This is a genomic window from Catellatospora vulcania (assembly GCF_009720385.1).
GTDB lineage: Bacteria > Actinomycetota > Actinomycetes > Mycobacteriales > Micromonosporaceae > Catellatospora > Catellatospora vulcania.
On record NZ_WARX01000001.1, the window covers coordinates 1,043,412 to 1,060,689 of the forward strand.

Annotated in this window: 16 protein-coding genes; 6 read left to right on the forward strand and 10 right to left on the reverse strand. The window is 70.8% G+C overall.

The features are described 5' to 3' along the window. Positions 1-137 precede the first annotated feature (137 nt). Positions 138-1,379 (reverse strand): helix-turn-helix domain-containing protein, encoded by a 1,242-nt coding sequence (locus F6W97_RS24035; protein WP_155372657.1) that lies wholly within the window; start codon positions 1,377-1,379, stop codon positions 138-140. A gap of 85 nt (positions 1,380-1,464) precedes the next feature. Next, complete coding sequence (locus F6W97_RS24040; protein ID WP_155372658.1) at positions 1,465-1,722, reverse strand: hypothetical protein; 258 nt, start codon at positions 1,720-1,722, stop codon at positions 1,465-1,467. A gap of 28 nt (positions 1,723-1,750) precedes the next feature. Between F6W97_RS24040 and F6W97_RS24045 the strand changes: the two genes are divergently transcribed. Further along, entirely contained in the window at positions 1,751-2,335 is a 585-nt protein-coding gene (locus F6W97_RS24045; RefSeq protein WP_155372659.1) for a DUF6939 family protein, read from the forward strand. Positions 2,336-2,451: 116 nt separating this feature from the next. Continuing rightward, on the forward strand, positions 2,452-4,167 hold the full coding sequence (locus F6W97_RS24050; RefSeq protein WP_155372660.1) for a lamin tail domain-containing protein: 1,716 nt from the start codon (positions 2,452-2,454) through the stop codon (positions 4,165-4,167). Positions 4,168-4,303: 136 nt separating this feature from the next. Here F6W97_RS24050 and F6W97_RS24055 read toward each other — a convergent pair whose 3' ends face one another. Further along, positions 4,304-5,158 (reverse strand): anti-sigma-D factor RsdA, encoded by an 855-nt coding sequence (locus F6W97_RS24055; protein ID WP_155372661.1) that lies wholly within the window; start codon positions 5,156-5,158, stop codon positions 4,304-4,306. After that, positions 5,155-5,772: an RNA polymerase sigma factor ShbA gene (gene shbA / locus F6W97_RS24060; RefSeq protein ID WP_230686909.1), complete on the reverse strand. Its 618-nt coding sequence runs from the start codon at positions 5,770-5,772 to the stop codon at positions 5,155-5,157. Before shbA ends, F6W97_RS24055 begins: the two co-directional genes overlap by 4 nt. Positions 5,773-6,120: 348 nt before the next feature. Between shbA and F6W97_RS24065 the strand changes: the two genes are divergently transcribed. Further along, a complete protein-coding gene (locus F6W97_RS24065; RefSeq protein ID WP_155372663.1) occupies positions 6,121-6,354 on the forward strand; it encodes a hypothetical protein in 234 nt (77 codons plus the stop codon). 101 nt (positions 6,355-6,455) lie between these two features. Further along, positions 6,456-7,130 (forward strand): GAP family protein, encoded by a 675-nt coding sequence (locus F6W97_RS24070; RefSeq protein WP_155372664.1) that lies wholly within the window; start codon positions 6,456-6,458, stop codon positions 7,128-7,130. A gap of 42 nt (positions 7,131-7,172) precedes the next feature. Here F6W97_RS24070 and F6W97_RS24075 read toward each other — a convergent pair whose 3' ends face one another. Next, positions 7,173-7,988, reverse strand: a complete 816-nt coding sequence (locus F6W97_RS24075; protein ID WP_155372665.1) for a glycosyltransferase family 8 protein — start codon at positions 7,986-7,988, stop codon at positions 7,173-7,175. 92 nt (positions 7,989-8,080) lie between these two features. Beyond that, positions 8,081-8,953: a DUF72 domain-containing protein gene (locus tag F6W97_RS24080; RefSeq protein WP_155372666.1), complete on the reverse strand. Its 873-nt coding sequence runs from the start codon at positions 8,951-8,953 to the stop codon at positions 8,081-8,083. A 401-nt stretch (positions 8,954-9,354) separates the two neighbouring features. On the opposite strand from F6W97_RS24080, the gene F6W97_RS24085 reads away from it, so the two are divergent. Next, the gene (locus tag F6W97_RS24085) at positions 9,355-10,674 is read left to right on the forward strand and encodes a glycosyltransferase family 2 protein (protein WP_155372667.1); all 1,320 of its coding nucleotides are present in this window, start codon (positions 9,355-9,357) and stop codon (positions 10,672-10,674) included. 34 nt (positions 10,675-10,708) lie between these two features. Continuing rightward, a complete protein-coding gene (locus tag F6W97_RS24090) occupies positions 10,709-11,077 on the forward strand; it encodes a nitroreductase/quinone reductase family protein (protein ID WP_155372668.1) in 369 nt (122 codons plus the stop codon). A gap of 74 nt (positions 11,078-11,151) precedes the next feature. Here the strand turns inward: F6W97_RS24090 and F6W97_RS24095 are convergent, their stop codons facing one another. The 4 genes from F6W97_RS24095 to F6W97_RS24110 form a co-directional block, all read right to left on the reverse strand. Next, on the reverse strand, positions 11,152-11,709 hold the full coding sequence (locus F6W97_RS24095) for a hypothetical protein (RefSeq protein ID WP_155372669.1): 558 nt from the start codon (positions 11,707-11,709) through the stop codon (positions 11,152-11,154). Between the two features lie 166 nt (positions 11,710-11,875). After that, positions 11,876-15,253 (reverse strand): glycosyl hydrolase, encoded by a 3,378-nt coding sequence (locus F6W97_RS24100; protein WP_155372670.1) that lies wholly within the window; start codon positions 15,251-15,253, stop codon positions 11,876-11,878. A 244-nt stretch (positions 15,254-15,497) separates the two neighbouring features. Continuing rightward, the gene (locus F6W97_RS24105; RefSeq protein ID WP_155372671.1) at positions 15,498-16,232 is read right to left on the reverse strand and encodes a dienelactone hydrolase family protein; all 735 of its coding nucleotides are present in this window, start codon (positions 16,230-16,232) and stop codon (positions 15,498-15,500) included. Next, positions 16,219-17,001, reverse strand: a complete 783-nt coding sequence (locus F6W97_RS24110; protein ID WP_155372672.1) for an AlkZ-related protein — start codon at positions 16,999-17,001, stop codon at positions 16,219-16,221. Before F6W97_RS24110 ends, F6W97_RS24105 begins: the two co-directional genes overlap by 14 nt. Between the last annotated feature and the right edge of the window lie 277 nt (positions 17,002-17,278).

Consider the following 17,278-nt stretch of genomic DNA (forward strand, 5'->3'; position numbering starts at 1 on the left):
TCGCCGCCGGTGACTGACATCTACCTAGTCAACCTAGGCAGATGCGCTGGTGGCGGTGGAGACGTGGCGTCCTACTTGGACAATGAGGCGAGAGGGGACGTAGGACGTGGGGTCCTACGTCCCGCCGTCAGCTCTGGTCAGCTCGTCGGGACGCCCACGCGGGCGGCGAGGGACACCAGTCCCGGAAGGCGCTGTCGAGAGCGTCGGGGCAGGAGCTCCGTGACGATCGTCCGGGCGATCGTCTGGTGGGCGAGCATCTCCGGGGCCAGCTTCTCGGCGCGTAGCAGCGTGTGCACCGACTCGGCCGAGTGGAACTCGGCCATCTGCGCCCAGGCGACGGTGAGCAGGTGCCGCGAGCGCATCGCCGGGGAGATCGAGTCGAATGCCGGAACCTGTGTCTCCAGGCGCAGAGCCTCCCGGTAGCGACCGTCGGCCACGGCGACCGTCACCGCGGTCATGCTGGCCAGTGTGGTGCCGAAGCCGAGTCCGGCCAGCGGCGCGGTGCCCTCTTTGTCGCTGACACGGGCACGCCACTGCCGCGACGGCCGCTCAGCTTCGACCCGGGCGGCAGCACCCGCCAGCTGCGGCAGCAGCTCACGGGCTTCGGCCTGGCGTCCACCGCGTGACAGCGCGACACAGCCGTAACGGAGGTTCTCGCCCCAGATGGCGACCTGGTCGACATTGGCTGTGCCCATCCGTGGCTCGACCGCGCGTGCCGTAATCATGGCAAGGTTTTCAGCCTCTACTGTCAGTCCTTGCCGGGACAACAGCCATACCCTGCTCGCGGACAGACCAGCGGCCACCAGCGGATTGTCACTCTCCTGAGCCGCGGTCAGCGCCTGGTGCATGGCCAGGGCGGCCAGGTCGTCGTGGGCCAGGTGTGCCAATAGGCAAGCGGCCAGGTGGAGGAAGTCCGCCAGCACCTCCTGTGCCCGGACGGTGTCCGCGCCGGAGCGTGCCGCGCGTACGCCGGCCCGCGCCGAGGTGATCCCGTCAGGCAGCGCCCGCGCCAGCGGTGCATAGCGTCCGGACCAGTACAGCCGCCAGTCCTCACCCAGTTCCACGCGTAGCGCCTCGGAAACCGGCGGCTCCGTCTCTGCGGGGATGACGTCGAGTACGGCCCTGCGCAGACGGTAGATCTCACCGTCCTCGGCACCGACCACCAGACCCTTGGGTTTGCCGATGAGGTCGGACACGTCCTGGTCGAGAACTGCGGCGATGCGGATCAGGGTGTCCATCCGCGCGCTGTGGCGCTGTCCCTGCTCCAGCTTGCGGATCACGTCAACGGATACGCCCGCTTGGGAGGCCAGGTCAACCTGTGGGATGCCGCGTCGCCGCCGCGCGGCCCTGATGCGTTGGCCCAGCTGATGTTCGGACATCTCAGCTCCGGTCTCGGTGGGTTCCGGCTTGCCTCGGGTCAACTATCCCAGCGCGCCTCAGATCGACTCAACTCGTTCGGTGTTGTCATGCGGCCTGTGGGCGGTCGCGGGCAGCCTTGTCGGCCGCATGACGGTCGAGGCGGCGTCGAGCCTTGGCACGATCATCATCCGTAATCGCCATATCGCCCGTGTAACCGAACTGCTCCAGCTCCGTACGAACCAGGTCACGCTTGGCCGATCCGTCGGGCTGCTCCGAGGAAGTCTTCATACGCGAAGATAGATTTCTTTTGATCGGAGTTCCGTCGGTGCCTCGTGTCGCCATGTCGTACCCGGCGAGCATCATGCGGTCACGGTCTGCGTGGGGAGACGTCATGGATGTTCATCTGGCGAGCAAGCGGCGTGCCGCTGCGTCGATCGAGGCGGCGTACCCGGGGGCGGTCGTGGTCGATGTGACCTCGCGCGGTCCGCAGCCGTGGGTGCGGTTGAGCCCGTTCTACCCGCACGGCGACATCCCGGTGCCGTTCACGCCCGGTGTGACCAGCAAGTCCGTGGAGGGCGTCTGGCAGGCGCTGAAGGTGTTCATGCACGCCGACGTCGACCCGGCCAAGCTGGCCGTGACCGCGATGCGCGGCATCAAGCGCGCCGCGACCTCGTACGGACCGCCGCTGGGTCACCGCCGCGGTCTGCACGGGACGGTCCTGCTCGGCTACGAGCAAGCCCGCCGCGAGATCTACCTCCCGATCTACCGCCATGTGCTGGAAGGCCCGGCCGCCGCCGAGGTTGCTCGGCTGCGCGAGCTGGCCGAGCGCGGCCCGGTGGTGCTGCTGGACTACACGCTCAACGGGGACCCGTCCGACCTGCGCACCCCGCTGTCGCACGCCGCGCTTCTACGCCGCCACCTGCTCGCCGACTGGCCGTCGGAATGCCAGGCGGAGCCGACAGCCGCGACGGCTTAGCGCCTAGCTCTCGAACGTTAGGTAGTCACACGGTCGCTATAAGTAACCATCTCGGGCATCCCTAGTTGATCGGACAGGAGCAGCAGGTCCCCGGTCCGGGGCTCGAGGAGGTACGCATGCGTCAGTGGGTCCGCAGGGCGGCGTCGGCCGCCGTGGTCAGCCTGTCGGCGGGGGTAGCGGGACTGTTCCTGCCCGTGCCCGCGCTGGCGGTCTCGCCCGACATCGTGATCAGCCAGGTGTACGGCGGAGGCGGCAACTTCGGCGCGACGTACACCAACGACTTCGTCGAGCTGTACAACCGCGGCACCGCCGTGGTCGACGTGACCGGCTGGTCCGTCCAGTACGCCAGTGCGGCCGGCAGCACCTGGCAGATCACGCCGCTGACCGGGCTGATCCAGCCCGGCACGCACTACCTCGTCCAGGAGGCACAGGGTGCCGGGGGCACGACGCCGCTGCCCGCCCCCAACGCCTCCGACACCATCGCGATGAGCGCCACCAGCGGCAAGGTCGCCCTGGTCACCAACCAGACCCCGCTCACCTGCTCGACCGGCTGCGATTCCGCCGCCGGAGTGCGCGACTTCGTCGGCTACGGCACGGCGACCTCGTTCGAGGCCGCGCCCGCGCCGACGCTGACCAACGTCACGGCCGCGCTGCGCGATGACGCCGGGGACGTCGACACCGACAACAACAGCACGGACTTCTCCGTCGGCCTGCCCAACCCGCGCAACAACGTGACGCCGCCTGAGTCGGCGGACCTCGCGGTGACCAAGAACGACGCACCCGACCCGGTCACGGCCGGGCAGAACATCACCTACACCGTCAAGGTGACCAACAACGGTCCCGACGAGGCGCAGAACGTGACGCTGAGCGACACCCTGCCCTCCGGGACGACGTTCGTGTCGGCTATCAGCCCTGCTGGCTGGATGGTCACCACGCCGGCCGTGGGCAGTGGCGGAACGGTGACCGCGACCAGGCCGACGCTGGCCGTCGGCGACGCCACGTTCACCGTCACCGTGAACGTCGGCACCGGCGTGACCGGCTCGATCGCCAACACCGCCACCGTCAGCGGCACGTCGACCGACCCCAACGGCGCCAACGACAGCGCCACGGCGACGACCGCGGTGCAGCAGCCGTCGGCGGACCTCTCCATCACGAAGATCGACGCGCCGGACCCGGTGACCGCAGGGTCGACGCTGACCTACACCATCGCGGTGCGCAACAGCGGTCCGAGCGCCGCGCAGGCGGTGGTGATGCGCGACGCGATCCCGGCCGGCACCACCTTCGTGTCGTTCACCGCGTCCCCGGGCTGGATGATCACCACTCCGTCGGTGGGCGGCACCGGTGAGGTGACCGCCACCAAGGCGACCGTGGCCGCCAACGAGACGGCCAGCTTCACCCTGGTCGTGAGCGTCGGTGCGGCCACCACCGGCACCATCTCCAACAGCAGCGGCGTCACCAGCAACACGGCGGACCCGAACAGCACGAACAACGCCGACACCGAGCTGACCAGCGTCGGCTCGGCCGTCCCGGTGTGCACCATCACCGGCACCGCGCGGACCGACATCCTCAACGGCACCCTCGGCCACGACGTCATCTGCGGCCTCGGCGGCAACGACATCATCAACGGCAAGGGCGGCAACGACATCATCTACGGCGGCCCCGGCAGCGACCTGCTCAGCGGCGGGTCCGGCGACGACATGGTGTACGGCGAGGCGGGCAACGACCTCATCAAGATCGATGACAAGGTGTCCGGCAACGACAGCGCCGACGGCGGGCCGGGCTTCGACCTGTGCAGCTCCGACCCGCTCGACGCGGTCCTGAGCTGCCCCTGATCCCGGGTGTTCGACCGGAGCCCCAGCCGTGTTCGCGCGGGTGGGGCTCCGCCATGTTCGCCATCAGGCGACCTGCCGGGAGCCGAGTCACCACCGCACGGCCGCCGGGGAGAAGGCGACCAGTCGAGCAGCCGCCTCACAGCAGCGGCAGGTCCGGCAGCAGCGACGGCAGGATCGGCAGCAACGAGGGCAGCAGCGGTGGCAGGCCCGGCAGGATGCCACCGGCACCGGGGGTCGGGCTCGGTCCGGTCGTCGCGGGGCTGGGCGCGGTCGTGCCGCCCGCGGGTCGTGGCGAGCTGACGGGCGTGGGGGGCGCAGCCGGGGTCGACGGTGCGGCGACCGCGGCGAAGGCGGTCAGCAGGCGCATCAGCTCGGCCCGGAGCCGCTCGTGGTCCGACTTCTCGCGCACCTCGCCGAGCCGGTCCCAGGCTTGGCGGAGGAACTGCTCGGCGTCGCCGCGCCGCTGCTCCCGCAGCGCGCGGTCGGCCTGTGCGAGCAGTTGCTCGACGTCCTGCGCGGCGACCCGGGATTCGGCGCGTTCGGCGAAGACGAGCTGCGTGACCGGCCACAGGGGCGTGCCGGGCTGCCCGGCCCCGGCTCCGACGAACCCGCCCCCGAGGACGCCGACCAGCAGCGCCGCCGCGAGCATCAGGCGTCCGGGCCGCAGCCGACCGCCCCGCACCGGCCGGGGCGAGCCGTCGCGGCGGCTCGGCGGCCGCGACGATCCCGCCGCGCCCCGCGGCACCGCGGTGGCCGGGCGCAGCACGGTGGCTTCCTGCTCGGACTCGGTGCCGAACAGGTCGTCGATATCGATCGGGCCGGCCAGGGCAGCATGCTCGGCTTCATCGAGGTCGAGGGTGGGCGCGAAGGGCGGCTCGGTGAGGTCGTCCCGCCAGGCGGCCAGCAACCCGGCGAGCGCGTCGTCGGAGTGGGCGGCCCCGCCCAGGCCGAGGCCGTCCAGCAGGGCGTCGTCGCGGTCGAGCGTGCTCATGCGGCCCTCCTGTCCAGGGCCGACTGCTGGGTGATGTCCTCGCGCAGGTCGTCGGCGAGGGCGCGCAGCCGGGCCAGGGCCCGGGACTGGGCGACGCGGACGGCTCCGGCCGACATGTTCAGGGAGATGCCGACCTCGTCGGCGGTGAGGCCGACCGCGACCCGCAACACGATGATCTCCCGCTGCGGGTCGGGGAGCAGGTTGAGCAGGCGGGCGAGGCGGCGTGCCTGGTCGTTGTCCAGGGCCTGCTGCTCGGGGCCCGGGGTGTCGTCGGGCTGGTCGAGCGGGTCGGCTCCGGAACGCTGCGACGGCACGGCGGCGGACAGGTGCCGCATCGCGGCGCGCTGCGCGTCGGCGACCTTGCGGGCGGAGATGCCGTACACGAATGCGGAGAACGGCACGCCCTGCTGGCGGTAGCGGGGAAGTGCCTGCAGCAGCGCGACGCAGACGTCCTGGGCCACGTCGTCGGCGGTGGTGTACGCGCCGCCGATCGGGCCGAGCCGGGCGCGGCAGTAGCGGATCACGCCGGGTCGCACGTCGGCCAGCAGGGTGGCGGTGGCGTCGGCCTCGCCGCGGGTGGCGCGTGCCACGAGTTCGGTCTCCGACCAGGTCAAGGCGACGACACCTCCTCGCGGCTCCCCGATCGTCGCATGTGAGTACGCACCATATCGGCCCCTCGACCGGCGCATAAACCCGTGCCCGGCGATCGCGCGGAATTCCCGTGTAACACCGAGCCCTCCTGCCGCGATATGTGAGGGCGGACCGTGTACGACACGGTCGGCTACCCAGCTCCACTCAGGCCCGCGGGGTGGTGCCCCTCCGTCCCCTGCGCTCTCGGGCGCGGGGCGGCGCCCGCGGGCACGGGCGCCGGCGTGTCCCCATCGCGCCGGCGCCCGGCTCCACCGGCCGGGTGCTCCGTCCGCGACGCCCGCGGCGGGTGGCCGGTCGCCGAGCTGCAGCTCGTGGCAGAGAGACGGGTGAGCGTGCCGATGGCGGTGACCGATGTGCATGTCGACGACGCCGGTGACGACGAGTCGCGCGACGACGGCAGGTCGGCGTGCCGACCGTTGGTGCTCGCGCTGTACCTGACGATCGCGATCGTGCTGGTCGTCGGGTGCTGTCTCTGGTCCGACCGGGCGGTCGCACGCGAGTGCGCGGCCGTGGTCGGGGCGGCCGTCACCGCGCTGTCGTCCTGACGCGGGCGTGGCCGCCGAGCAGCCCGCCACTGCGACCCGGCCGGCAAGATCGTCCGGTGGAAGCGGCCCCGGCGGGCGCGGCGTCCATCCAGGATGGGACTGTGGGTGGGGCGCTGGCAGGGGTGATGCCGTACGCGCTGGGGGTGGCGGCGAGTCCGTTGCCGATCATCGCGGTGATCCTCGTGCTGTTCTCCGACCGGGCCCGGATTGCCGGTCCTGCGTTCCTGGCCGGGGCGCTGGCCGGGGTGATCGCGGTAAGCGCCGCCGTCTACCTCCTCAGCGGCTACGGCTACCTCGACGGTGATCACCAGGGCGGCACCGTCTCGCAGGTCGTGCGCATCGGCCTCGGGCTGGTCCTGCTGTTCGCCGGGTACCTGCACCTCGCCCGGCACCGGCGGGCCAAAGGGCAGCACGCCATGCCGAAGTGGATGGCGAGCGCCGACCGCTGGTCACCGGTGAAGGCGGCGATCCTGGCGCTGCTGATGTACGGCGTCGACCCGAAGAACCTCGCCCTGTGCGCGGGCGCGGCCAAGGGTCTCGCCGCGTCCTCGACGGTCGTGGCCATGGTGGCGCTGAGCCTGTTCGCGGTGGTGGCCTGCCTGCCGGTGGCGGTGCCGGTGATCCTCTACCTGGTCGGCGGCGACCGGGCCGCCCGGCACCTGGACCGGCTCAAGACCTGGCTGTCCAAGCACCACCTGCTGGTGATGGCGGGGCTGCTGGTGGTCTTCGGCGTCCTGCTGATCAGCCACGGCGTGCGCGGTCTGCTCGGCCACTGACCGGGCGGCCCGCCCGGCATCATGGCCGACGGCGGCAGGCGGTCAGGCGAAGGCGGCCACCCGGGCGGCCAGGGCGCGGTGGCGGTCGTGCCGGAAGCCCGGCCGGAAGCCCTCGGTCCACGGCTTGCGTGGGCCTGCGAAGTGCATGATGCGGGTGTCCGGGTCGGCCGGGGCGGGCTGCTCCTCCAGCAGGAAGCTGCGCATGTTGTTCCAGCGGTGCGGCAGCCGCAGCCAGCGCCCGTACACGATGAGGTTGAGCGCGTCCTGGTCCGGAAAGCGCAACCGGCCGGCGTGCGCGGCCAGGTATTCCAGGCAGCGGGCCGACACCTGCTCGTGCCGCCACACGGGCAGGTTCATCAGCAGCACACCGGAGTTGAAATAGGGCGCTTCCTGGTCGTGCTCCGGGCCCGACCCGGGCACGCCGCCGTTCGCGGCGAACGTGGCGGTGAACGCGTCGCGTACCGCGGCCAGCGGCGCGTCGCCGAGATCGACCTCCCACAGCGGCGTCAGGTCGCCGCAGACCTGCACGTCCACGTCGAGGTAGAGCAGCCGCCGCGCCTGGTCGCCGATCAGGTCGGGCAGGAGCAGGCGCAGGTACATGCCGGTGCTGACGTAGGCGAGCCAGTCCTCGTCGACCACGGGCAGGGCGCGGAAACCGTCGCCGGTGGTGAGCAGCCGCAGCGTGCCGCGCCCGGCGAGCTGGCGGCGCAGCGCGGGCTCCCGCTCCTTGGCGACCTCGGTCGGGGTAAGCAGCCAGAACGTGAGGTCGTCACGCCCGGGGTGGCTGTCGAGCACCGATTCGACGGCGACCTGGGCGTGGTCGGCGTATGCCTCGTCGAAGGCGAAGGCAATGTCCATGGAACATTGTCTATCATAGATTTAATGATTTTACACTGAGCACATTCTGTTCTTAACCGACATTCGTTCACTCCTTGCACGGCCTGGTGGGCTCACTTCGCGCCGAGCAGGTCGATGAGCTGGGCGGCGTTGCGCTGGGCGTAGTCGGAGTAGCAGTTGTTCATCAACACGTGGGTCTGCTCGGCCTCGCCGGCCAGCTCGCGCAGCTTCGGCGCCCAGTCCTTCAGCTCCCGCGGTGAGTACAGGTAGCCGAACTTCTCGTGGATGTCCTTGCTGGTCCACTTGTCACTGTGGCCGTGGAAGCGCACCGCGGCCAGGTCGGCCGTGGCGGCGAGCACCGGCGGCACCGAGTTCTTGTGCCCCTGCGGCATGTCCACGCAGACGTAGGGCAGCTTGTGCTCGCGCAGGAAGCCCAGCGTCTCGGCCGCGTTGTCGCCGGAGAACCAGGACTCGTGGCGCAGCTCGACGCCCACCCGCAGCGGCGCGCAGCGCTTGGCGACCTCCAGCAGGTACTGCTTGTTGTCGCGGCGGATGGTGAACCACGGCGGGAACTGGAACAGCAGCATGCCGAGCTTGCCGGCCTCGACCAGCGGATCCAGGGCGGACAGGAACCGGGTCCACACCTGCTCGTACGCCTGTGGCTTCAGGCCGTCCGGGTACACGTTGGGCTTGTCGGTGTCCGGGCGCAGGTCCTTGGGCAGCGCGCTCACCTTGGTCGGGTGCCCGGTGAGCATGCTGAAAGCCTTGATGTTGAACACGAAGTCCTTCGGCGTGCGCGCCGCCCACAGCGCCACCGTGCTCTCCGCCGGCGCCGCGTAATACGTCGCATCGACCTCGACCAGCGGAAACTTGCGCGCGTAGTGCTTAAGCCGCTCCTCCGGCGTCTTGGCCGCCTCGGGATACCACCCCGAAGCCAGCAGCGTGCTGTCCGTCCAGGAAGCCGTCCCCACCCGAATCGCGCCCACACCGCCCCCTTACCCCACCCACCCCCACCTCCACACGGGTTGATCATGAACTTATGGCACGGCTCGGCGGCGTGTCCCGTCCACAACTTCATGATCGACCCGCTGCGCGACCCGCCCGGCTCGATCCACCGAGCCTGACGCGCCCCAGCTGGGGGCCGATCACGCGGTCCCAGCGAGGCGGATCAGGGGGCGTCCAGGCGGGGGAAGAGGGGGGTGATCGGCGGCGGGATGCCGTGGGGTCGGCGGGGCACTGGTGGCCCTCGACTGCGACGAGATTCCGGAAGGAAGTTGAACGATCGACATGTTCCACTGGCTGGGTAGTTGTTGAAGCGCTCTCCCGAAACCAGCAGGATCGGACGGTAAGCCCCGTGAGAGCGCGGCCCCGCCGCTGAAGGAGTGCGATGTCCGGCGGAGCCCCGCGGTTGAGTGTGCTCATCCCGACGTTCGGTGACGCGCACACGCTGGCGCTGACCCTGTCCACGCTGAGCAGGCAGACCCTGGACCCCGACCTGTTCGAGGTCGTCGTGGTCAACGACGGCTCCGACCCGCTGCCGTATTCGGCGCTGGTCGCCGCGGCGTACCCCTTCCGGTTCCGGTTCGACAGCCTGCCCGCGAACCTGGGGCGGGCCGCGGCGCGCAACCAGGCGGTGCGCCTGGCCGCCGGCGAGCTGGTCTGCTTCCTCGACAGCGACGTGCTGACCGAGCCGCACCTGCTGGCCCGGCACCTGGCCTTCCATGACGGGCGCGACGGGCCCGCGGTGCTGATCGGCAAGCGCTACGAGGGCGACTGGGCGGTGCTGGCGGCCGCGGAGGCCGGCGAGCCGCTGACCCTCGACCTGGTGCGTCCCGTGCACGAGGACTTCCGGTTCCGGGTGCCGGGCCGCGACGGCTCGCCGGAGGAGTGGCTGTCCGGCGCGCCGTGGGTGTTCGCGCTGACCAACAACGTGTCCATGCCCCGGCGGACGGTCCTCGACGCGGGCATGTTCGACGAGGCGTACGGGGCACGCTGGGGGTTCGAGGACACCGACCTGGCATACCGCATCCACCACGTGCTCGGTGACGCCGGGTTCGGCTACGACGGCCTCGCCGTGGGCTTCCACGTGCCCGCGGTGCGCGACCTGACCAACCTCGCGGGCGACTACCAGACCAACCTGGAGCTGTTCCGGCACAAGCACCGCAGCCTGGCCGCGGAGCTGGTCGACATGCCCGCGCCCAGCGACGTCACCCGCAAGATCCGGCACTACCGCCGGGTGCTGGCGTGCTGCGCCGAGCTGGGGCTCGGCCGGCTGCCGGACGTGTCGGCGCTGCTGGGCGCGGAGCTGGCCGGGACGGTGCTCTGCCAGGCGTTCGGCACCGACGAGGTGGCGCTCGGGCCCGGCTCGGTCACCTACGACCACGGACGGCCGGTGTCCGAGCACAACCTGCACCTGCTGGGCGTGTGGTCGCCGTCCCCGGACGGCACGTTCGACACGGTGGTGAGCGTGGACGTGTGGCGGTTCCTGGAGCAGCGGGAGCTGTCCCGGTTCCTGCGGCTGGGGCTGGCGCAGGCGCGCGAGGTGGTGCTGGTGTACACCGACGGCCCGGCGGCGAAGGCGTTCACCGCGGACGTGCCCGCGCTGACCAGCCCGGACTTCTTCGGATCGCTGCTGAGGCGGCGTTACCCGCAGGCGCGGACGGACCACTTCGGAGACGTCACATTGTTCCGCGTCACAGCGTCTTGACCTCAACCTTGCTTGAACCAGCAAGATCGTATTCATGACTGAGAGCAGCGAATACGGCTACCTGAGCACCGTCGGCCGCAACACCGGCCAGTGGCACACCGTCGAGATCTGGTACGCGGCCCGCGGCGGGGTGATCTACCTGATGTCCGGCGACCGCGAACGCGCCGACTGGGTGCGCAACATCCTCGCGAACCCGCAGGTCTTATGGCGGCGCGGCGGCCCGCGCGAGCTGACCCCCGACGGCGCGGCGCCCGCCGAGGCCCGCCCCGTCACCGGCGACCCGTACGCCGAGGCGGAGGCCCGCCGCCTGCTCGCCGCCCGCTACCAGGGCTGGCGGGAGGGCGACGAGCTCTCCGACTGGGCGAGCACCGCGATGGTCGTGGCCGTTCACCCGTCGTACTGACGGGACGGAAGGCCAGCCGACGGACCGAGGACGGACACCCCTGGCGGAGCGTCCGTCCTCGTCGGCGTCTTCGATCAGCTCCAGCGCTGCGAGCTGGTCTGGTTGTCCATCACCGCGCCGATGTAGGAGTCGGTCGGGCCGTAGCCGATCACGGCGCCGCCGTAGCTGTTGGACTCGTAGTGCTTGACCCAGCAGTTGGCGTAGGTCCTGAACGACGTGATGACGTTGTTCCAGCCGGCCGGCATGCTGGAGATCTGGTAGTCGACGTTGCCGGTCGGGGTGCTGCACTTGCCCGCGGTGCCGCTCCAGATCAGGGCCGAGCCGCTGAAGTTGGAGCCGGTGTACTCGATGCTGATCACCGTGTTGACGACGTTGATGCCGAAGCCCGCGTTCAGCGCCTCGACCTTGGCCGCGGTGCCGCTGCCCTTGGGCAGGTCGTAGAGCACGCCGCCGCTGGCGAACTGCAGGGCCTTGTCGAACGTGGCGAAGCAGACCGCCTGCGGGGCGGTGGAGCTGGCGCTGGCGACACAGTACGTGTCGCCTTCCGCCGCGCTCGCCGGTGCGGTCGGGGCTGCGATGCCGATGAGGGCCAGCGCTGCGATCGCCGTGATGGCCCGGTGGAGCTGTCGCATGATTTCCTCCTGCGTCGATGAAGCGGTGACGACAGGTTCCCGCCGGCCCGTCACGGTGACGTCAGGGTCGCGTCATCGCCGCCGAGCCCGCGCTGCCCCGGGCGTAAGGAAGGGCACCTTCTACATCGCGGAACGATGTTGAAGGTGCCCTTCCTTGCCTCAGCAACTACGGGGCGTAGACCTCGAACTCGAAGAGGGAGTAGCCCCAGGCGGTGGCGCGGGTGGTGGCGTTGACGCGGACGTAGCGGCCGGAGCCGGTCAGGCCGGTGAGGTCGTCGACGCCGCCGTCACCGCCGGTGACGGACCGGATGGTGGTCCAGGTGTTGCCGTCCGGCGAGGTCTGGATCTGGTACGCCGACCCGTAGGCCGCCTCCCAGACCAGCCGCACCCGGCTGATGGAGTACGTCTGACCCAGGTCGACGCGGATCGTCTGCGGGTCGCTGAACGCGCTGGACCAGCGGGTGGTGGTGGCGTTGCCGTCCACCGCCGCCGAGCCGGGGTAGCCCGCTGCCTCGGTGCTGGACACCAGCACCGGCTTGTTCAGGGCCACGTTGACCGAGGGCTGGCTCGTGGTGCCGGTGTAGGGCAGCACGACCCGGGACTGGTTGCCGACGCCGAGGGTGGTCGAGGTGCTGCCGATGGCGCTCCAGACCTCGACCCGCACCGAGCCGTTGGCCAAGTTGGCGAACGCGCCGGTGGTGGTCTTGACCCCGAACGCCTGGGTGTAGTGCTCGTAGCCGGCGACCGGGTCGGTGGGGAAGTAGTTGTACGTCTCCACCCGGTCGAAGCTGCCGTTGCCGGTGAAGTCGTACGACACCCGGACCTGGGTGGCGTTGCCGACTCCGGTGCCCGCGTCGACGAACATGTCGAAGTTCGTCGCGCCGCCGTTGTGCGTGGCGTTCAGGCCGGTGGCGTTGAACACCTGGGCGTTGTGCGGGTTGCCGTCCCAGTTGCCGTTGGCCGCGGCCACGACGACCGAGCCGGCCGCGCTCTGGGTGCCGGGCAGGCCGCCGCCGGACTGCAGGTAGCGGGTCGCGGCGAAGTTGCCCGGCGGGTTCGGCGAGGTCGACGGAGACGGCGACGGCGAGGGTGACGGAGACGGAGACGGCGACGTGGGCGGCGACGACGGCGGGTTGGACGGGGTGCCGCCGCCGCAGGCGTTGCCGCCGGTCCAGGTGAACGCGCCCGAGGTGACCGTCTTGCAGGCGGGCACGCTCAGCGTGGTGCCGTTGGAGAAGGTCACCGTGATCGCCGTGTTCGCGATGTTCGACGCCACGTACGTGCGCACGCCGCTCTTGTTGAACACCTTTGCCAGCGGGTGGTTCGCGGTGATCGTGGTGTCGACGTTGCCGAGCGCGGCCAGGTTGCGGATCCAGTGGTAGGTGTGCGCCTTGGACTCGCCCTCCTCGGAGGTGAACCCGCTGTTGGCGTTGAAGTTGTTCAGCGCCGTCTGGCCGTTGCCCAGGGCCAGGAACTCCCAGAGGATGTCCTGCCAGACCGTGGGCGCGCCGCCGTTGTTGGTGACCAGCTCGTTGTAGTTGGTCGACACGTAGGCCGGATTGTCGCCGAGGTAGAAGTGGCCGCCGGTGATGGGCAGCATGTTGATGCCCTGGATCATCTCCGGCTCGCCCGAGAACCACGTCGCGTACGCGCCGCCGTCGCCCCAGACCATGCCGACCGTGTTGTGCCCGAAGGCGGTCGGGAAGTTCTGATTGCGCACGTCGAACCAGTACTCGGCGATGGCCGCAGACTGCGTGGTGTAGATGAAGATGCCGGCGTCGCGCACCGCGGCGTTGCCGGTCGCCTGGCCCCACTGGATCAGGGCGTTGGCGAAGTTCATGCCCTCGGACGAGGACTCCTGGTTGTTGCCCGCGCCGAACGCGCCGTGCCCGGCCGCCCAGTCGTGACCGGCGAAGATGTCGAAGTCACGCAGGTACGGGAAGCGGGTGTCGGTGCGGTCGTAGTTGTTGGCGTCGCGGATCAGCAGGTCCACCATCCCGCCGTACTGGCTGTTCGTGGCCCAGGTCGGGTCGAACTTGGCCAGCGTCGCCGCGGCGGCCACGAAGTAGCCGTAGTGGAAGTGGTGGTCGTTGAGTTCCAGGTCGGACCCGTAGGAGGCCGGGTAGCCGAGCAGGGTGCCCCACGCGCTGTTGTAGTAGAAGACCCGGCTGGTCTTGCCGGCCGAGGCGGTGAACCAGTCGTTGAGGCGGGTCCGGATGGTGCTCAGCGCGGTGTCGCGGATCGAGGTCAGGTTGAGCTGGTCGGCGATCTCGGCGATGCGCGCCGCCCGGCCCAGGCCCTTGCCGGTCCAGTAGGTGTCGTCGCCGCGGAAGTCGGCCGGGTTGCCCGCCACCGCGTTGAGGTAGTTGGTGATCGTGGTCAGGTCGCCGCCGGAGCTGTCGGCGACAGCGGGGATCTCCGGCAGCACGCCGGTGTACTTCATCGACGTCGTGAACGAGCCGATCCCGGTGAGGATCTTCATCTGTCCGCGGGCGCTCGTGTACGTGTTCGCGAGCGGGGTCGCACCGGTCAGGCTGTTCCACTGGTGCGGGTACAGCGCCGCGACGGTGGCCGTCTGCGAGCCCTGCCGCGCCGTGGTCAGGTAGGTGTACGTGGTGCTCAGCGTGCTGGCGGCCTGGTTGTAGCTGTAGGACACCCGGGTGCCGGTGACGTGCGCGTGGGCGTACTGGCCGTAGGTGGTCGCCAGCGCGGCCCGGTCGGCGCCCGCGGGCAGCACGGCGACGGAGAAGAAGCCCTGGCCGTTCAGCGAGGAGCTGATCGACGTGCCGCTGACCGACCAGGTCGAGCCGGTCGGCGCGTACGCGACGTAGTCGCGCCCGTTGACGTTGAAGCCGATCTGGCCGCCGCTGTTGGACCACACGGTCGGCGTCGCCGCGGCGGTGATCTGTGCGTTGCCGCCGGTGACCTGGAAGTACGCGAACGGCAGGCCGTGGCCGATGGTGGCCTTCATGGTCCGCGCGCCGTCACTCCAGTACGGCGTCACGGTCCAGTCGCTCCACCCGTCGACCTTGGTGTCGGGGGAGTTCAGCCCGGCCACGCCGACGAGCATGTCCTGCACGTAGGGGTAGTGGAACTCGCCGGGACCGGTCGCGCTGCCGCTGATCGCCGGGGTGGTGTTGTAGGAGAACCCGAGGCCGCCCGCGAGCGTGTCGTAGGAGATCGGGTGGGCGTGCAGCGGCTCGCTGTAGCTGCAGTCGAACTTCTTGAACAGCAGCGACGACCACCAGTCGTTGGTGGGCACGCCGCCGGTGGGCGCGTTGGCGGTGACGTACTGCCGCGGGTTGGTCGACAGCGAGCCGCAGCCGGCGGGCACCGCCCGGCCCGCGGGCAGGCTGTCGAGGTAGCTGCCGGCGCCGACGGTGCCCGCCTGGGCGGTCTGCGCGACGGCGATGCCGAACAGGGCTGCGGCCAGGACGGCGACCGAGCCGAGGACGAGGGCGCGGTGGCGCGCCCAGGACTGACGTCGGCGACCCGCGCGGCGCGAGACGCCGCCTGGGGTCACGGACCGGATGGACGGTTCCATGTGCATGGCCTCCGGGGCTGGGGCTGGCATGGCGGGGGAGAGCGGAGGTACGTGTGGCGCGGTGAGCGTGAGAGCGCTCTCCGAGCGCAAACTATCGGGCAATCCCTCGATACGTCAATGTTTCGGGGCCATGGCTTCTGAGTTAATCCCGGGACGTGGACGCAGCGTGACGGCGGCGGGACGGCACAACGTGATACCGGCCCTGTGAGAGCGCTCTCACAGGGCCGGTATCAATGGCTCTCCGTCAGTGGCGGTGCCGGGTGGTGAAGGAGATGATGCGGTTCCACGCGTCGGTGCAGGCGTCGGCCCACTGCGCGAAGGAGCGGTCGAAGAACGAGTGCGGAGCGCCGTCGTAGACGTGCATCTCGGGGCCGACGCCGGCCTCCTCCAGCTGCGCGGCGAACTTCTCGAACTCGCTGACCGGGGTGGAGTCCGCGCCCGCGATGAGCATCAGGATCGGCTTGTCGACCTCGTCGACGACGTCGGCGACCCGCTTGGGCTGGCCGTAGAAGCCGATCACCCCGGCCAGGTCGAGGTCGCTGGCGGCCAGCCGCCACGACATGCTGCCGCCGAAACAGAACCCGACGGTGTACACCGACGCGTCCGGCTCGTTCTCGCACAGCACCGCCATCGCGGCCGCCGCGTCGGCGCGCACGTGCTCGGGCGTGACCTGCGGCATGTGCTCCTGGTAGGGGAAGCTCTCGTCGCGCTGGGACACCCCGGCGGTGCGGCCGAAGTAGTCGATCGCGACCGCCTCGTACCCGGCCTCGGCCAGACGCTGGGTGAGCCCGACGTAGAACGGGTGCAGGCCGCGCACGTCCGGCAGCACGACGATCTTCATGCCGTTCGGGGTCTGCGGGATCGCCCGGTACGCGGCGAGGGTGTTGCCGTCCTCGGCGTGCAGTTCGAGCGGGCCGTGCCCGGCGACCGCGCCCGCGTTCGGGGCCTGCGGGGCCTGGCTGTCGTCACTGTGGCACATCGGGTGCTCCTTGGCTGCGATAGGCGGACGCCTGCCGCCGCGCCTGTCCGGCGGCGACGAGGGCGTCCAGGTGGGACCGGGCGACGGCGGCGGTCCAGCCGTACGCCCGCGCGAGCTGCGCCGGAGTCGCCTCGACGGCGGTCTCCAGGTAGCGGCGCGTGGCCGTGGCGGCGTCATGTCCGCCGCCGACGTCGAATCGGCGGCAGGTCAGGTCCACGATGGAGGCCGGCCAGCCGGCGCGCTGCTCGCGCACGCCAGCGGACGTTACCAGCAGGTGGCGCTGCAGTTCGGTCATGGCGCGGTCGTACGCGGCCCGGTCGCCGATCAGTTCCCGCAGCGCGCGCGAGGTCAGCGGCCCGGTGAGCAGGGCACGGGCGATCTCGTGCGCCTCGCGTGGCAGGTCGAGGTCCTCATGGTCGTCCAGCTCGCCGGGTCCGGCGTACAGCGCGCGCAGCAGGGTGGGGGAGAGCAGGCTCGCGCGGCGGAACAGGAACTTGCCGTACCAGGCGAGCCCGGCCTCGGGCAGCGCGTCCTTCCAGGTCCACACGGTGGACTCGGCCTCGCCCATGCCGTCGGCCCAGGCGACCGCCTCCTCGTCGGCGACGGTCTCGTACAGCGAGGGCGCGAGCGCGTTCGCGGCGGGGAACAGCAGCGCGAGGCCGACGTCGTCGACGAACCGGCCCGCGTCCTCGACGGTCTGCGGCCTGGTCTCGGGCAGCCAGCGGTCGCCCCGCGCGCGGGCCAGGGCGAGTTCCTGATCATCGACCATGCGCCGGAGCCTAACCGCCACCCCCGACGTCCCCGGGCCGTGCCGGGCGGTTTCCCCCCGCTCCGGGCATACCGCGCCGTCGCGCCCGTCCCGTCCCCGCCGCGACGCTTCCGCCCCGCGCGCCCCTGTCTCCCCGCCCGCCACCGTCCGCACCGCCCGGCCTCGCTGCGAAGATCGTCCGACTTGCCGGGCACTTGTGCGAATCATGGGCTCGGATACGCGCGGTTGCCGGGCAAGTCAGACGACCTTGGTGGGTCCGGCTGCGTGTTATCGGGAT

Excerpts from the sequence above, each read along its gene's own strand:
- F6W97_RS24090 (WP_155372668.1), top strand. The coding sequence starts at position 10,709 with ATGACTGAGAGCAGCGAATACGGCTACCTGAGCACCGTCGGCCGCAAC.
- F6W97_RS24095 (WP_155372669.1), bottom strand. The coding sequence starts at position 11,709 with ATGCGACAGCTCCACCGGGCCATCACGGCGATCGCAGCGCTGGCCCTC.
- F6W97_RS24040 (WP_155372658.1), bottom strand. The coding sequence starts at position 1,722 with ATGATGCTCGCCGGGTACGACATGGCGACACGAGGCACCGACGGAACT.
- F6W97_RS24110 (WP_155372672.1), bottom strand. The coding sequence starts at position 17,001 with ATGGTCGATGATCAGGAACTCGCCCTGGCCCGCGCGCGGGGCGACCGC.
- F6W97_RS24105 (WP_155372671.1), bottom strand. The coding sequence starts at position 16,232 with ATGTGCCACAGTGACGACAGCCAGGCCCCGCAGGCCCCGAACGCGGGC.
- F6W97_RS24085 (WP_155372667.1), top strand. The coding sequence starts at position 9,355 with ATGTCCGGCGGAGCCCCGCGGTTGAGTGTGCTCATCCCGACGTTCGGT.
- F6W97_RS24100 (WP_155372670.1), bottom strand. The coding sequence starts at position 15,253 with ATGGAACCGTCCATCCGGTCCGTGACCCCAGGCGGCGTCTCGCGCCGC.
- F6W97_RS24045 (WP_155372659.1), top strand. The coding sequence starts at position 1,751 with ATGGATGTTCATCTGGCGAGCAAGCGGCGTGCCGCTGCGTCGATCGAG.
- F6W97_RS24050 (WP_155372660.1), top strand. The coding sequence starts at position 2,452 with ATGCGTCAGTGGGTCCGCAGGGCGGCGTCGGCCGCCGTGGTCAGCCTG.
- F6W97_RS24055 (WP_155372661.1), bottom strand. The coding sequence starts at position 5,158 with ATGAGCACGCTCGACCGCGACGACGCCCTGCTGGACGGCCTCGGCCTG.
- F6W97_RS24075 (WP_155372665.1), bottom strand. The coding sequence starts at position 7,988 with ATGGACATTGCCTTCGCCTTCGACGAGGCATACGCCGACCACGCCCAG.
- F6W97_RS24035 (WP_155372657.1), bottom strand. The coding sequence starts at position 1,379 with ATGTCCGAACATCAGCTGGGCCAACGCATCAGGGCCGCGCGGCGGCGA.